This window comes from Limnohabitans sp. 2KL-17, from assembly GCF_003063415.1.
In the GTDB taxonomy this organism is placed as follows: Bacteria; Pseudomonadota; Gammaproteobacteria; order Burkholderiales; family Burkholderiaceae_C; genus Limnohabitans_A.
In genome coordinates this window covers 37,432-53,302 of sequence record NZ_NESK01000018.1, presented here as the reverse complement: position 1 = coordinate 53,302, position 15,871 = coordinate 37,432, and the positions used below count along the sequence as shown (strand labels likewise).

Sequence of the window (15,871 nt, the reverse complement as noted above, 5' to 3'; positions counted from 1 at the left end):
CCCTGGTCAAACGCGTTCAACGATGGTGGCAATGCCCATGCCGCCGCCCACACACAAAGTGGCCAGGCCGTAGCGCAACTTTCGACGGTGCAACTCGTCAATCAGGATGCCCAAAATCATCGCGCCTGTAGCGCCCAAGGGGTGGCCCATGGCGATCGCGCCGCCGTTCACATTGACCTTGTCGTGCGGCACATGCATCTCCTGCATGAATTTCATGGGCACAGCTGCAAAAGCTTCGTTGATCTCGAACAGGTCAATCTGGTCAATCGTCAGCCCGGCTTTGGCCAAAGCCTTGCGCGCTGCCGGCATGGGGCCTGTGAGCATGATGGTCGGGTCTGCCCCCGACAAGGCCGCCGCCACGATGCGTGCGCGGGGTTTCAGGCCGTGGATTTTTCCGGCGGCTTCGCTGCCGATCAACACCGCCGCAGCGCCGTCCACAATGCCCGACGAGTTGCCTGCGTGGTGCACATGGTGGATGCGCTCGACCTGCGGGTAGCGCTGCAAGGCCACCGCGTCAAAGCCCATGGCACCGAGCTGTTCAAACGAGGGCTTGAGGCCGCCCAAGGTTTCCACCGTGGTGGCGGGTTTTATGAATTCGTCTTGCGCCAGAATGATCTGTCCCAGTTTGTCTCTGACCGGCACCACAGAGCCGTCAAAGTAGCCTGCTGCACGCGCGGCTGTGGCGCGTTTTTGAGATTCCACCGCAAAGGCGTCCACATCGCGGCGGCAGAAGCCGCTCATCGTAGCGATCAGGTCGGCCCCGATGCCTTGCGGCACGAACAGCGTGGCGCTGTGGGTCTCGGGGTCTTGCGCCCAGGCACCGCCGTCCGATCCGATCGGCACGCGGCTCATGCTCTCCAGGCCCCCGGCCACCACCAAGTCTTCCCAGCCGCTGCGCACCTTCATGGCAGCCATGTTGACCGCCTCCAAGCCTGAGGCACAAAAGCGGTTGATCTGAACACCCGAACAGCGCCAGTCCCAGCCCGCAGCCAGTGCGGCCACTTTCGGGATCACCGAGCCTTGCTCACCAATCGGCGAAACCACGCCCATGACCACATCGTCCACCGCGGCGGTGTCCAGTTGGTTGCGGCTTTGCAATTCATGCAACACACCTGCCAGCAGACTGATGGGTTTGACCTCGTGCAGGCTGCCGTCTTTTTTGCCCTTGCCACGCGGTGTCCGGATAGCGTCGTATACAAATGCTTCGCTCATGAATGTCTCCTGGGGGTCATCAGGGGGTTTGCCCTGTGTTGCGGGATTCGGCATTCAGTATAGACTTTTACCAAGCAAACGCTTTGCATAAATAAACCCCCAAGTCTTGAAGGTGACACCCATGATTGAACGCACACTTTTCTCCACCGACCACGAAGCGTTTCGCGACAGCTTTCGCCGCTTCATGGACAAGGAAATCGCCCCCCACCACGAAGCCTGGGAAGAGCAAGGCTATGTCGATCGCGCCGTCTGGAACAAAGCTGGTGAGAACGGCTTTTTGTGCATGACCCTACCTGAGGCCTATGGGGGATCGGGCGCCGACAAGCTGTACTCGGTGGTGCAGATGGAAGAGCTTTCACGCGCTGGATTCACCGGCATTGGCTACGGCTTGCACAGTGAGATCGTGGCGCCTTACATCCTGCATTACGGCACCGACGCGCAAAAGAAAAAGTACCTGCCCAAGCTGGTCAGTGGCGAAATGGTGGGCGCGATTGCCATGAGTGAACCGGCAGCAGGCTCTGATCTGCAAGGCGTGAAGACCAGCGCTTTGCTGCAGCCCGATGGCACTTACCTCATCAACGGCAGCAAGACCTTCATCACCAACGGCTGGCATGCCGACCTGGTGATCTTGGTGGCCAAAACCGACCCAGCTGCAGGGGCCAAAGGCACCAGCCTGTTTTTGATCGAGCGCGGCACGCCCGGCTTTGAAAAGGGCAAACGATTGAAGAAGTTGGGGCTGAAGGCGCAAGACACCTCGGAGCTGTTCTTTGACAACGTCCAAGTCAGTGCCGACCAACTGCTGGGCGGCACGGCCATGCAGGGCAAGGGCTTCATCTGCCTGATGGAGCAACTGCCCTGGGAGCGCCTGCAAATCGCCATTGGCGGCATTGCCGCTGCGCAAGCGGCTATCGACTGGACGGTGCAGTACGTGAAAGACCGCAAGGTTTTTGGACAGTCGGTCGCCAATTACCAAAACACACGCTACACCCTGGCCGAATTGCAGACCGAGGTGCAAGTAGCCCGCGTGTTTGTCGACAAATGCTGTGAGCTGATCCTTGGCAACCAACTCGACACGGCCACGGCCAGCATGGCCAAGTACTGGTGCTCGGACCTGCAATGCAAGGTGATGGACGAATGCGTGCAGCTGCACGGTGGCTACGGCTACATGTGGGAATACCCCATCACCCGCGCCTATGCCGACGCCCGCGTGCAACGCATCTATGGCGGCACCAACGAGATCATGAAAGAAGTGATTTCGCGTGACATGGGGCTGACAGGGCGATGAGCAGACATGACTGAACTGGCAGAACCCAAACGCGCGCGCGGACGCCCCAAAAAGACAGAAAACGAGCGTGACGATGGCAATCGTCGACAGGCGCTGATTTCGGCTGCAGCAGAGTTGTTTCACCGCAAGGGCTACGACGCCACCAGCACCCGAGAAATTGCAGCACGGGTGAGCATGCAACCAGGCTCGCCCTTCTACCACTTTGGCAACAAACAAGACCTGCTGCTGGCTGTGATGGTGGAGGGCATGAAACAGGCCACTGAACGCCAGCGCACAGCCTGCGGCATGTTGAGCACGCAACAAACTGACCGCGACCGTCTGCGCGTGCTGATCCGCAACCAGTTCGATGTGCTGCTGGGCCCCGACAGCGATTTCATCCCGGTGATGCTGTACGAATGGCGCTCGCTCAACGACGCGCAGCGCCAGACCATCACACAAATCAAGGACGATTACGAAGCCGCCTGGACGCCCGTGCTGCAAGCCCTGCACGACAGCGGCCAGCTGCAGGCTCCGGTGGGTCTGGCACGACTGATGATTTTTGGGGCTTTGAATTGGGCAGTGCAGTGGTACGCACCACCTTCCCCGAGCAGGGCAGGCCAAAAATCCCGACGTGCATCGCTTGACGAATTGACCGAGGCTGCACTGGCCTTGTTTTTGAGAGACACCCCATGAGCACCACCACCACCACCCCGAAAACGCATTACCGCTCAGCATTCGCCCCTGCACTGCTGAGCGGACAAGTGCTCATGGTCACAGGTGGCGGCTCGGGCATTGGCCGCTGCACCGCGCACGAACTGGCCAGCCTGGGTGCGCACGTGGTGCTGGTGGGCCGCAACCCCGACAAACTGAACACCACCGCGCAGGAGATCACCAGCGACGGGGGGCTGGCCAGCTGGCACAGTACCGACATCCGACGCGAAGAGGATGTCAAAGCCATGGTCGCCGAAGTGGTGCAGCAACACGGCCGCATCCACGGCTTGGTCAACAACGCAGGTGGGCAATACATCTCGCCGCTGGCCAGCACCAGCGCCAAAGGCTGGCAGGCCGTCATCGACACCAACCTCACTGGTGGTTTTCTGGTGGCGCGTGAGTGCTTCAACCAAAGCATGAATGCACACGGCGGCGTGGTGGTCAGCATCGTGGCCGACATGTGGGGCTCGATGCCTGGCATGGGCCACAGCGGTGCAGCACGAGCAGGCATGGTCAGCTTCACAGAAACTGCCGCACTGGAGTGGGCCACCCACGGCGTGCGCGTGAACGCCGTGGCGCCGGGCTACATCGCCAGCAGCGGCATGGACCATTACCCACCTGAGGCAGGGCCCATGCTGCGCGAGATGCGCCAAACCGTGCCTCAAGGCCGATTCGGCAACGAGGCTGAAACCTCGGCAGCCATCGTTTTTTTACTCTCGCCTGCGGCCAGTTTCATCAGTGGCAGCGTGCTGCGTGTGGACGGTGCCCGTCCCCAGATGCGCATGGGCTGGCAGCAAGCGGTGGCCAAGACCGATGTGCAACAACGCGATGCGGTCAAGCCCTTTGACGGCTTTCACCGCGCCGTCACACCCAAGGTTTTCCAATGAAATTTGAATCCACCTGGAACACCCACAGCACTTTGGCCGTGCAAAGGCGCGAGGCGGGACTGGCCCGTCTGGCGCAGTGGCAAGCGCTGCAAGCGCGTGCCGCAGAGGCCTCTGCCCGCTCCAAACCGGTGTTTGACAAGCGTGGGCAATTGCTGCCACATGAACGCGTGGCCTTGTTGCTGGACCCTGGTGCACCGTTTTTGCCGCTGTGCGCACTGGCGGGGTTTTTGCAAGACACGCCAGACCTGGCCCATTCAATTCCAGGCGGCGGCATGATCGCGGGCATCGGCTTTGTCGAAGGCGTGCGCTGCATGGTGGTGGCCAGTGATTCGGGCATTGAGGCCGGCGCCATACAGGCCCGAGGCCTCGAAAAAATCCTGCGTGTGCAGGAAATCGCCCTGGAAAACAAACTGCCCTTTGTGCACCTGGTTGAAAGCGCCGGAGCCAACCTGATGCAGTACAAGGTCGAAGGTTTTGTACTGGGGGGTGCCATTTTTCGCAATCTGGCACGCTTGTCAGCAGCGGGCCTGCCCGTGCTCACGGTGCAACACGGCTCGGGCACCGCTGGCGGGGCCTACATGCCAGGCCTGAGCGACACCGTCATCATGGTGCGCGGCAGATCCCGCGCGTTTCTGGCTGGCCCACCCTTGTTGAAGGCTGCCACAGGCGAGATCGCCAGCGAAGAAGAGCTGGGTGGCGCCGAGATGCACACCAGCCTGTCGGGCTTGGGCGAATACCTGTGCGAAGACGATCGCCACGCACTGGGCACCGCGCGCGATGTGGTGGCACGCTGGAACTGGGCGGTCAACACTTTCGCATCCGGCGCGGAAAGAGACGCCAAACCGCCACGCCACGACCCCGAAGAACTGCTGGGCCTGATGCCTGCCCACCACCGCGAACCCATCGACATGCGCGAGGTCATGTTGCGGCTGGTCGACGACTCGGACTTTCTGGAATTCAAATCCCTGTATGGCGCAGCCACGGTTTGCGCGCAAGCCCGCATCGGCGGGCATGCGGTGGGCCTCATCAGCAACAACGGACCGATTGATGTGGCCGGGGCCAACAAGGCCACGCACTTCATCCAGTGGATGTGCCAGTTGGGCCACCCAATCGTGTATTTGCAAAACACCACTGGCTACATGGTGGGCAAAGACAGCGAGCAAGGCGGCATGATCAAACACGGCGCCAAGATGATCCAGGCGGTGACCCACGCCACCGTGCCGCAAATCACCATTCAATGCGGCGCATCGTTTGGTGCGGGCAACTACGGCATGTGCGGCCGGGGCTACGCACCGCGATTTTTGTTCAGCTGGCCGGGTGCCAAAACAGCCGTGATGGGTGGCGAGCAAGCTGCCCAAACCATGCAGATCGTGGCCGAAGCGGGCATGGCACGCAAAGGCATCACGCCTGACCCCGAAAAAATGCAGGCCCAGTTCGACAAGATCGTGGCCTTGTTTGAAGCGCAAGCCGATGCGTTTTACAGCAGCGGTCTGGGGCTGGACGATGGCGTGATCGATCCACGCGAAACCCGCGCTGTGCTGTCTTTTTGCCTGGACACCTGCGCTGAAAGCGCCACCCGCAAGCCCCGTGCCATGCCGTTTGGCGTGGCACGCATGTAACGCCAACCCCAAGGAGACAAGCCATGCAATTCACCCACGAACACCGCGAAATCCAGAACACACTCAAACGCTTCATCGAATCCGAGATCAATCCGCATGTGGACGAGTGGGAAGCAGCTGAGATCTTCCCGGCGCACGAGGTCTTCAAAAAAATGGGCCAACTAGGCCTGCTGGGTTTGACCAAGCCCGAAGCCTTTGGCGGTGCGGGGCTGGATTATTCGTACAGCCTGGCCATGGCCGAGGCGCTGGGGCACATTGACTGCGGTGGTGTGCCCATGGCCATTGGCGTGCAAACCGACATGGCCACACCCGCACTGGCCCGCTTTGGCAGCGATGAATTGCGGGCGCAGTTTCTGGCCCCGGCCATTGCCGGCGACATGGTGGGCTGTATCGGCGTGAGCGAACCGGGAGCGGGCAGCGATGTCGCAGGCATCAAGACGGTGGCCCGCAAGAACGGTGACGACTATGTCATCAGTGGTCAGAAGATGTGGATCACCAACAGCTTGCAAGCCGACTGGATGTGCATGTTGGTCAATACGGGTGAGGGCCCCATCCATAAAAACAAAAGCCTGGTCATGGTGCCCATGCGAGAAAACGGCAAACTGCTGCCGGGCATTGAGGTGGGCAAAAAGATCCGGAAGATCGGCATGAACAGCAGCGACACTGGGCTGATTTATTTTGACGAGGTGCGGGTGCCCCAGCGTTACCGCATCGGTGCTGAAGGCCAGGGCTTCATCTACCAGATGCAGCAGTTTCAAGAAGAACGCTTGTGGTGCGCGGCCAGCTGCCTGCAAAGCCTGAGCAACTGCATCCAGTGGACGGTGGAATGGGCGCAAGAGCGCAAGCTCTTCGGATCGACCCTGGCCGACCAGCAATGGGTGCAGTTCAAGTTGGCCGAATTGAAGGCGGATGTGGAGAGCCTGCGCGCCCTGACCTACATGGCGTGCGAACACTACATTGCAGGCGAAGACGTGACCGAATGGGCCACCATGGCCAAACTCAAGGCCGGTCGGCTGAACCGCGTGGTGCCTGATACCTGCCTGCAGTTCTGGGGCGGCATGGGCTTCACCTGGGAGAACAAGGTATCGCGCATGTACCGCGATGGGCGTCTGGCCTCGATTGGCGGCGGTGCCGACGAAGTGATGCTGGGCATCCTGGCCAAGACCATGGGCATTGCCAAACGGCCTTTGAAATGAGCCCGACGCATTTGCTGATCGACCGCCAAGGGGCCGTCGAGACCTGGACCTTGAACGAGCCAGCCTCGCGCAATGCCCTGAACGATGCCATGGTGGACAGTCTGCTGCAGGCCTGTGTGCGGGCTGGGCAAGACGCCTCTTTGCGCATCGTGGTGCTGACCGGTGCGGGGGGTGCCTTTTGCGCAGGGGGCAGTCTGGGTGGCTTTGCCAAGCTGATCGGCCAACCCCTGCAAGCGGGGCAAACCGATCCGCTGCTGGCCATGAACAGAAGCTTTGGTGACTTGCTGCACGCCCTTTGCGCCCTGCCCCAGTTGCTGGTTTGCCGTGTCGATGGTGCAGCGATGGGCGGCGGATTCGGTCTGGTGTGTTGCGCCGACCATGTGGTGGCCACAGCGCGGTCGGTACTGGGCACACCCGAAGTCACACTGGGTCTTCCCCCTGCCCAGATTGCACCCTTTGTGTGGCAACGCCTGGGCGAGAACGCTGCACGCCAATGCCTGTTGCAAGGTTTGAGCTACAGCGCTGAGCAAGCACATGCCATGGGCTTGGTGCACGAAGTGATCGAGCTGAGCAACGAAACTGCCTGGCAAGCCACTTTGCAGCGGCTGCTGCGTGCAGCCCCCGGTGCGGTGGCCAACACCAAAAAACTTCTGCGCATGTTGCGCAGTCCCATGCCTGATTTGCGCGATGCGGCGGCTCAAGCTTTTTCCCAAAGTTTGCGCAGCACTGAAGCGGCGCAAGGACTGTCCGCGTTTGCCAGCAAACAGCCTGCGCCATGGGGCCAACGCCCCAAGGGACAAATATGAGCCGCCCACTGACCCGCCTGCTGATCGCCAACCGTGGCGAGATTGCCCGCCGCGTGGTGCGCACCGCCCGAGACATGGGCATTCAAACGGTGGCGGTGTATTCAGACATTGACCGCCACGCCCTGCATGTGCAAGAGGCAGATACCGCCTACGCCCTGGGCGGGGCCTTGTCAGCCGACTCGTATTTACGCATCGAAAAATTACTGCAGGCCGCACACGCCACAGGGGCCGATGCGGTACACCCGGGCTACGGTTTCTTGAGTGAGAACGCCGACTTTGCCCAAGCGGTGCTGGATGCGGGCCTGACCTGGGTGGGCCCGCCGCCCCAGTCCATTAGGACGCTGGGCAACAAATCGGCTGCGAAGGCGCTGGCACTGGCCCAAGGTGTACCTTGTCTGCCAGGCTATTTAGGCGCTGACCAGAGCGATGCAGCCTTTAGCGCACAAGCGCAGCAACTGGGTCTGCCGCTCATGGTGAAAGCGGTGGCCGGTGGCGGCGGCCGAGGCATGCGACTGGTCACCGACATGCTGCAGTTGTTGCCTGCATTGCACAGTGCCAGGTCAGAAGCACTGGCTGGCTTTGGCCATGGTGACTTGCTGCTGGAACGCGCCTTGCTGCGCCCCCGACACATCGAGGTGCAGATCATGGCCGATGCCCATGGGCATTGCATTCACCTGGGTGAGCGCGATTGCTCGGCGCAGCGACGCCATCAGAAAATCATCGAAGAGTCGCCCAGCCCGGCTGTGTCGCCCGCGCTGCGCGAACAACTCGGGCAAGCTGCTATCGCGCTGACCCGGTCAGCGGGCTATGTGGGCGCAGGCACGGTGGAATTTCTGCTGGACAACACATCAGAAGGCTCAGCTTTTTACCTGATGGAGGTGAACACGCGGTTGCAGGTGGAACACCCGGTGACTGAAATGTGCACGGGGCTCGATCTGGTCGAGTGGCAACTGCGAATTGCCCGCGGCGAGCCACTGCCACTGGTGCAAGCCGATGTGCGCCTGCAAGGCCACGCCATTGAGGTGCGCCTGTGTGCCGAAGACGAACACTTCACACCGCAAACCGGTACGGTCAAGCACTTTGCGCCGCCTGCGCTAGATGAAGAACTGCGCTTTGACCATGCCTTGCACACCGGTGCCGAAGTCACGCCACATTACGACGCCATGCTGGGCAAGCTGATCGCTCATGCGCCCACTCGTGGCGAAGCCATTGACCGCCTGAGTGCCGGCCTGCAGCAGACAGCCGTGCTGGGCTTGCCCACCAACCGGGCATTTTTGGCCGCGTGTTTGCAGCACCCGGTGTTTGTGGCGGGTGAGGCCTTGATCCCTTTTCTGGCCGATCACGCTGACGCCATTCGTGCGCGATTGCCAGCCACCCCTGATGCACAGACTGCGGCTGCGCTGGCGGTGCTGTACGCACAACACCCCCCCGCACAGCACATGGCCAGCCCATTTGAACGCCCGCTTCGCATGGGCTTTGCAGGGCAGACTCAGACTTGGCAAGCGGTGGTGCTGGAGCTGGGACAAGCTCAGGTACAGGTGCGCCAGGCGGATGCCACGCATCTGGCACGGATTGAACAGGTGCCCGTCACACCAATTGCCAAAAATCACCCGCCCGAATTTCACACAGCTGTGGCGGAACACGCTTTGAACATCACCCTGAACGGCTTGCGCTGGCAAACCCGTGCGGCCCGCACAAGCAGATCGCCAGACCGCTGGCATGTTCAGCTGGAAGGTGTTCAAAGCTGTGAACTGTGGTTGACCGACCAAACACACAGCGCCCCCGACACCGGCCCCAACGCGCAAACGGCGACCCTGCTGCGTGCCCCGTTCAACGGCAAACTGATCGCGCTGCATGTGCGCGAAGGCGACTGTGTGAAGCAAGGCGATGCCTTGCTGGTCATCGAATCCATGAAACTCGAACACACCCTGACAGCGCCCCGCGATGCCGTGGTGCAAAGCGTTCTGGTATCGGCAGGCCAGCAAGTGGGCCCCGGTCAGGTATTGGTGAAATGGCAGGACGCCGAATGAAAACCCCTGATATTTCCACCGCATTCACAGCCGAAGACCTGCAAAGCCTGCAGACCACCGTCGAGCGCTTTGCACGGCAGGCCATCGCGCCTAACGTGTCTGCCTGGGAAGCAGCTGGCGAGATCGACCGCAGCTTGTACACCCAGGCCGCCAGTTTGGGCCTGCTGGGTCTGGGCTACCCCGAACACCTGGGCGGCACACCCGCTCCCTGGCGCGCACGCAACGCCATGTCGCAAAGCATGGCGCGCTATGGCGGCAGCGGCGGCGTGATGGCCAGCCTGTTTTCACACAACATCGGCCTGCCGCCCGTCATGGCGCATGGCAGTACCGAACTGCAAGCCGAAGTGGTGCCCCCAGTGTTGCGCGGCGAAAGCATTGCGGCGCTGGCCATTACCGAGCCGGGCGGTGGCTCCGACGTCGCCAGCCTGCGCACCACGGCCGTCGCCGACGGATCAGACTACGTGATCAACGGCGAGAAAATTTTCATCACCTCGGGGCTGCGCGCCGACTGGATCACCCTGGCGGTACGCACCGACCCAGCCAGCAAAGGGGCCAGCGGCATTTCGATGGTCGTTGTGCCCGGAAACACCCCTGGCATCTCCCGCACGCGACTTCACAAAATGGGCTGGCACAGTTCGGACACCGCGCACCTGCATTTTGACAACGTGCGTGTCCCACAGCGCTGGCGCATCGGCGACGAGGGCTCAGGTTTCAAAATGATCACGGGCAACTTCAATGGCGAGCGGCTGGCCATGTCTGCCATGGCGCTGGGCTTTGCCCAAGCCTGCTTCGACGAAGCCTTGTCTTGGAGCCGTCAACGCCAGACCTTTGGCGCCGCCCTGATCGATCGCCAGGTAATTCGCCACAAGATGATGGACATGCAGATGCGCATCTCATCGACCCAGGCTTGGGTCGATGCCGTGACTCGACAAGCCGACGCTAACCAATGCGGCGCCGCCTGGGTGGCTGAAGTTTGTCTTCTGAAGAATCACGCCACACAAACCATGCAGTTTTGTGCCGATGCCGCCGTACAAATTTTGGGCGGCATGGGTTTCATGCGTGGCACGGTGAGCGAACGGATTTACCGCGAGGTCAAGGTGATGATGATCGGTGGTGGGGCAGAAGAGATCATGAAAGAGCTGGCCGCCAAACAACTGGGGATCTGACAAATCATCCCAAAAACTTTTGCGCAAAATGCAAATAAAGCGGTATTCCCAACAAGATGTTGAAGGGGAACGTCAGCCCCAGCGACATGCCAAAGTAAAGAGACGGGCTGGCTTCGGGAATGGCGTGGCGAATGACAGCGGGCACCGCGATGTAAGACGCACTGGCCGACAACACCATCAGCAAGGCCGCATCACCTGCCGCCATGCCCAAGAGCCACGCCAACAACAAGGCCAGGCCCGCATGCACCAAGGGCCCCAGCACGGCATAGACCACCAGCCAAGGCGATTGGCCCTTGAGTTGGCCCATGTTGCGTGCCGCCAGCAGGCCCATGTCGAGCAGAAAGAAAGCCAGCATGCCTTTGAAAAGGTCAACAGAAAACGGCTTCATCGCTGCCCGACCCGATTCACCCGTCAAAAGACCGATCAGCATGGCGCCCAGCAAAAGTAACTGTGCGCCATCGGTCAGTGCCTCATGCAGGATTCGGCTCAAAGGTGGGTTGCCGGTAACGTGGGCACCCACACTGGCATCCGTCAGGTTGCCGTTCAAGTTGATGCGCCGGCGCACATGGTTGGCCATGACCACTGCGAAAACGATGGCGGGTGATTCCATGAGGGCCATGGCGGCGGCCATGTGCCCGCCAAACGCTACGCCCTGGTTGTCCAGGTGCTGGGAAGCCGTGATGAAGGTCACAGCACTCACTGAGCCATAGGTTGCGGCAATGGCTGCGGCGTCAAAACCGGACAAAAATCGGCACAACACCCCATAGCCGATCAAGGGCACGATGCAAGCCATGCCCAGAGCGGCAGCCAGACTGATGACCACATCACTGGTCAAGCCAGATTGCGCGAGTGCAAAGCCGCCCTTGAGGCCCAGCGTCATCAGCAAATAAAGTGACAAAAAACGGGAAATGGGCTGGGGAATTTCCAGATTGGACTTCAACGATCCGGCCAGCATGCCAAAAACAAAGAACAATATGGCGGGATCGGTGAAGCTCGTCATGGGGGTGTCAAAACATCAGTCAAAAATTTCATGCAGCCAGGATTTTTTGCGTTTGTAAGCGTCACGATCGCTGTAGCCGTAGTGCCCCTCACCCTGGCCCGATGAGCGCGTTGTGCCTTGTCCGGGCCGCACAGCCTGAACAGGCTGAACGCTTGCAGCCGCTGCAGCGCGGTCGAGCAGTTTGTCCAGCTCACCGCGGTCGAGCCAGATGCCTCGGCAAGCGGGGCAGTAATCGATTTCAACCCCTTGGCGCTCGGCCATGACCAGGGGGGCATCGTTGCAGGTAGGGCACTTCATGGTGTTTCCTTTGATTTTGGACAGACGCAACATGGGTTTCAATTGAAATGAGATGCAAAGATACATCCCCTTGATCTTCTGAAAAAGCAGATAATTTCGGATTAACCATCCCTAAAAATCGATCATGAGAACCACCTTTAATTACAAACACCTCTACTATTTTTGGGTTGTGGCCAAGGAAGGCGGCATTACCCGGGCGGCCGACAAACTGGACATGGCGGTGCAGACGGTGAGTGCGCAGGTGCGTGAACTGGAGCGCTCGCTGGGATACGCCTTGCTAAAACCCGCCGGCCGGGGGCTGGTGTTGACCGATGCAGGGCTGGCTGCCATGCAGCAGGCCGATCAGATCTTTCAGCTCGGTGAGGACTTGCCGTCCAAAGTGCGCGATGCCGCGAGTTCGCCTACGGTCCGGCTGGCGACCGGCATTTCCGATGGTCTGCCCAAACTGGTGGTGCGCCGCCTGATGCAGCCCGTGATGGCCGAGCCCAACTTGCGCTTGCTGTGTCATGAGGGCGAGTTCGACGACCTGCTGGGCGACCTGGCCTTACACCGCCTGGATGTGGTGTTGTCCGATCGTCCTGCGCCAAGCCATGCCAATATCAAGCTCTACAACCATGCACTGGGCTCGTCTGCCGTGTCCTGGTATGGCAGCGCAGCACTGGTCAAATTGGCCAAAAAGAAGTTTCCCGCCAGTCTGGCCGATGTGCCTGTCCTTTTGCCCACGGCCCACACCTCAGTGCGCATTCGAATTGACCACTGGTTTGAACAGCACGGCATCCGCCCGCGCATCGTGGGCGAGTTTGAAGACAGCGCCTTGCTCAAGACTTTTGGCGAAAGCGGCATGGGCGTGTTCCCGGCTGCCGAATGGGTGCACGACGAGCTGCTGGCGCACTACGATGTTCAGCGACTGGGCCCCTGCGAGGGTGTGAAGGAAAGTTTCTTCGCCATCGGCACCGAAAAGAAAGTGCAACACCCGCTGGTGCAGCGGCTGCTGCAGGCCTCTGACACAGGAGGCTGAAAGCAGGGCAGTCTCCCTGGCGGCAAGCCAGAGAGGTGTCCTTGGGCCAGCGCCTCAGGCCTTGGCAGACCGCACACTCAGCAACATGGTCGCAGCCAGGATGCCGACCACCACACCCAAAGAGATGCCTACAGGAATTTTGAAGACATCGATCAGACACATCTTGGTTCCAATGAACACCAAGATCACAGCCAGGCCATAGTTCAACAGGTGAAACTTGTTGGCCACTGCAGCCAACAAAAAGTACATGGCTCGCAAGCCCAGGATGGCAAACACGTTGCTGGTCAGAACAATGAACGGATCGTTGGTGATGGCGAAAATCGCTGGAATCGAGTCGACCGCAAAAATCACATCGGTCAGTGCGATCAGACAAATCACCATGAACAGGGGCGTGGCGATTTTCTGGCCGTTTTCGATGGTCCAGAACTTCTCGCCATCGTAATTCTTACTCACTGGTAAGAGCCTGCGCAGCAGTTTGAGCGCCGGGTTGTCATCCAAATCAGGCTCCTTGCCGGCCGCCCACCACATCTTCACACCGGTGAGGATCAGGAAGGCACCAAACACATACAACACCCAGTGGAATTCGGCCAACAGCCACCCACCCACCAGGATCATCAGGGTGCGCAAAACGATCGCACCAATGATGCCGATCATCAGAACCCGCTTCTGGAAATTCGTCGGGACGGCAAAATACGTGAAGATCATCAGGAAAACAAAGATGTTGTCCACCGCCAGAGATTTTTCGATCAGATAGCCCGTCAGAAACTCCAGTGCCTTGGTGTTCGCCATGTCGACAGAACCCGTGGCGTCCTTGATGGCCCACCAGAAGAGGCCATTGAACAAAAAGCTCAAAGCAATCCAGATCAATGACCAGTTCAAGGCCTCCTTGACCCCGATATCGTGGGCACCCTGCTTTTTGAGCACCACGAAATCGACGAACAGCGACACCAGAACAATCACCACAAAAGTAAGCCAGAGCCACAGGGGCGCAATGGTTTCCATGAAATACCTCTTTTCAAATCAATCAATAACAGGGGACAAGCCAGACTTTTCAGAAGCCAGCACACAAGCCTTTTTTTTAAGATTTCACAATCAGCAGGGCTTAATGACCTCTATTTTTACTGAATTAAACCTAGTTTCATTCTCGAAAAACAAGAGTTTTAAACTGGATTTACGGAATATTCGATGCGTCTGGGCAAGGCGCTGCGAAGCAGTCATAGGTGAACTGACGGCATCCTGTGGTGCTTCTCGCTCTGGCAGGTAATGTTGCGAAGTACATGGCCCAAGCTTGAATATGAGTCGTGTGCGGCATGGCCATCGCCAGTGACGCAACGACGGCCGAGCCGCCTCAAGTGCCCAATGGTTCCATGCCGAAACGCCCTTGTAAAGAGGTTCAGATAACCATGAAAAAACCGCCAGACCTTTGCAGGTGCTGGCGGTTTGATTCAAGCAGCTTGCGTTGCAGGCTTTACTTGGTGTCGGTGAAGTAAGCCGATGTCACCTTCCAGCGACCATCGGTAATCTGCGACATGCGCGAGGCATTGCTGCCCAAACGCTTGGTGGGGCTGAAAGTCATTTCAGCGCTGCCAAACATGTCGGGCGGAATGACCATGGTGTCCATGGCCTTGATGATGCTCTCGGTGGTCAGATTTGCACCTGATTTTTCGATGGCACGCAAGAAAGCATCGATGGCGTTGTAGCCATATACCGAGAACACTGTAGGGTCTTCGTTGAACTTGGTCTTGTATTTGTTGGCCCAGAAACGGATCGGCTGCGCTGCTTCGTCCAGGTAGGGGTGCTGCACCGACATGGTGGCGTAAAAGCCGTTCATGGCAGGGCCACCAAGCTTGTGGATCAGGTCGGTGTAGGACGCGCTCGATCCAATGAAGGTTGGGTTGAATCCCAAGCGACGAGCGGTGCCAATGCCGCCAATGGTTTCACGGATGATGGTGCCCATCACCACGAAATCGCACTTGGACGATGCCAGTTTTTGCATTTGCGATGAGAAGTCGGTCGCGCCGCGCTTGTAGGTGGTGACTTCAGCGAACTGCAGTCCTGCTGCTTTCAGGCCCGCCTCGGCGCCCCGGAAGACTTCCAGACCGAATTCATCGTCCTGGTACATCGCGCAAATTTGTTTGGCATTTTTTTCCTTGACGAGCATGGGCACGCCCACGCGCATCTGGTCAAAGTAGGTGGCCGCAAATGAGTACTTGAGCTTGTGAAAAGGGTCGTACATTTCGCGCGCTGCCGTCACCGGGAAGAAGTTGATCACGTTCTTCTGGAACTGGACAGGCATGGCCGCCATATTTTGTGCCGTGCCGATATGACCAATCATGGCAAAAATTTTGTCTTGGTTGACCAATTTTTGCGCGGCCAAGACGGCGCGGCGCGGGTCATAAGCCGAATCTTCGACCAGCAACTTGAACTTGCGGCCATTGATGCCACCTTGCTCGTTGGCTTCGTCCACACGCAGCATCATGCCCAGGCGAACTTGCTTGCCAAATCCGGCCAGAGGGCCAGACAAATCTTGGATGGAGCCGAGCACGACTTCGTTTTTGGTCACGCCTTGCGTTTGGGCCATGACCGCGCCAGCGGTCAAGGCCAAAGCAGCAGCGACGAGGCTGAGTTTGATTTTCATGTTGCAGGTCTCCTGTTGTAGTAAAGG

Annotated in this window: 14 protein-coding genes; 9 read left to right on the top strand and 5 right to left on the bottom strand. The window is 59.4% G+C overall.

The window, feature by feature from the left end:
- Nucleotides 1–6: 6 nt before the first annotated feature.
- Nucleotides 7–1,212, bottom strand: a complete 1,206-nt coding sequence (locus B9Z45_RS10495) for an acetyl-CoA C-acetyltransferase (protein WP_108407199.1) — start codon at nucleotides 1,210–1,212, stop codon at nucleotides 7–9.
- Between the two features lie 121 nt (nucleotides 1,213–1,333).
- On the opposite strand from B9Z45_RS10495, the gene B9Z45_RS10490 reads away from it, so the two are divergent.
- Genes B9Z45_RS10490 through B9Z45_RS10455 form a run of 8 tightly spaced genes read left to right on the top strand, consistent with a single transcriptional unit; the run spans nucleotide 1,334 to nucleotide 10,891 of the window.
- On the top strand, nucleotides 1,334–2,497 hold the full coding sequence (locus B9Z45_RS10490) for an acyl-CoA dehydrogenase family protein (RefSeq protein ID WP_108407171.1): 1,164 nt from the start codon (nucleotides 1,334–1,336) through the stop codon (nucleotides 2,495–2,497).
- Nucleotides 2,498–2,503: 6 nt separating this feature from the next.
- Complete coding sequence (locus B9Z45_RS10485; RefSeq protein ID WP_108407170.1) at nucleotides 2,504–3,169, top strand: TetR/AcrR family transcriptional regulator; 666 nt, start codon at nucleotides 2,504–2,506, stop codon at nucleotides 3,167–3,169.
- The gene (locus tag B9Z45_RS10480) at nucleotides 3,166–4,074 is read left to right on the top strand and encodes an SDR family oxidoreductase (protein WP_108407169.1); all 909 of its coding nucleotides are present in this window, start codon (nucleotides 3,166–3,168) and stop codon (nucleotides 4,072–4,074) included. Before B9Z45_RS10485 ends, B9Z45_RS10480 begins: the two co-directional genes overlap by 4 nt.
- Nucleotides 4,071–5,693 (top strand): acyl-CoA carboxylase subunit beta, encoded by a 1,623-nt coding sequence (locus B9Z45_RS10475; RefSeq protein WP_108407168.1) that lies wholly within the window; start codon nucleotides 4,071–4,073, stop codon nucleotides 5,691–5,693. The genes B9Z45_RS10480 and B9Z45_RS10475 overlap by 4 nt, the downstream gene beginning before the upstream one ends.
- 23 nt (nucleotides 5,694–5,716) lie before the next feature.
- On the top strand, nucleotides 5,717–6,889 hold the full coding sequence (locus B9Z45_RS10470) for an acyl-CoA dehydrogenase family protein (RefSeq protein ID WP_108407167.1): 1,173 nt from the start codon (nucleotides 5,717–5,719) through the stop codon (nucleotides 6,887–6,889).
- Nucleotides 6,886–7,695, top strand: coding sequence for an enoyl-CoA hydratase/isomerase family protein (locus B9Z45_RS10465; RefSeq protein ID WP_108407166.1), 810 nt, complete (start codon nucleotides 6,886–6,888; stop codon nucleotides 7,693–7,695). The genes B9Z45_RS10470 and B9Z45_RS10465 overlap by 4 nt, the downstream gene beginning before the upstream one ends.
- An 8-nt stretch (nucleotides 7,696–7,703) precedes the next feature.
- A complete protein-coding gene (locus B9Z45_RS10460; protein ID WP_108407198.1) occupies nucleotides 7,704–9,725 on the top strand; it encodes a biotin carboxylase N-terminal domain-containing protein in 2,022 nt (673 codons plus the stop codon).
- A complete protein-coding gene (locus tag B9Z45_RS10455; RefSeq protein WP_108407165.1) occupies nucleotides 9,722–10,891 on the top strand; it encodes an acyl-CoA dehydrogenase family protein in 1,170 nt (389 codons plus the stop codon). The genes B9Z45_RS10460 and B9Z45_RS10455 overlap by 4 nt, the downstream gene beginning before the upstream one ends.
- 4 nt (nucleotides 10,892–10,895) lie before the next feature.
- On the opposite strand, the gene B9Z45_RS10450 is transcribed toward B9Z45_RS10455, so the two are convergent.
- Nucleotides 10,896–11,891, bottom strand: a complete 996-nt coding sequence (locus tag B9Z45_RS10450) for a sodium-dependent bicarbonate transport family permease (RefSeq protein ID WP_108407164.1) — start codon at nucleotides 11,889–11,891, stop codon at nucleotides 10,896–10,898.
- 15 nt (nucleotides 11,892–11,906) lie between these two features.
- Complete coding sequence (locus B9Z45_RS10445) at nucleotides 11,907–12,188, bottom strand: zf-TFIIB domain-containing protein (protein WP_108407197.1); 282 nt, start codon at nucleotides 12,186–12,188, stop codon at nucleotides 11,907–11,909.
- Nucleotides 12,189–12,312: 124 nt separating this feature from the next.
- Here B9Z45_RS10445 and B9Z45_RS10440 point away from each other — a divergent pair, with 124 nt between their 5' ends.
- Complete coding sequence (locus B9Z45_RS10440) at nucleotides 12,313–13,206, top strand: LysR family transcriptional regulator (RefSeq protein ID WP_108407163.1); 894 nt, start codon at nucleotides 12,313–12,315, stop codon at nucleotides 13,204–13,206.
- A gap of 54 nt (nucleotides 13,207–13,260) precedes the next feature.
- Here B9Z45_RS10440 and B9Z45_RS10435 read toward each other — a convergent pair whose 3' ends face one another.
- Both B9Z45_RS10435 and B9Z45_RS10430 read right to left on the bottom strand, forming a co-directional pair.
- On the bottom strand, nucleotides 13,261–14,208 hold the full coding sequence (locus B9Z45_RS10435; RefSeq protein WP_108407162.1) for a TerC family protein: 948 nt from the start codon (nucleotides 14,206–14,208) through the stop codon (nucleotides 13,261–13,263).
- A 466-nt stretch (nucleotides 14,209–14,674) separates the two neighbouring features.
- Nucleotides 14,675–15,844, bottom strand: coding sequence for an ABC transporter substrate-binding protein (locus tag B9Z45_RS10430; RefSeq protein WP_108407161.1), 1,170 nt, complete (start codon nucleotides 15,842–15,844; stop codon nucleotides 14,675–14,677).
- Nucleotides 15,845–15,871: the final 27 nt, after the last annotated feature.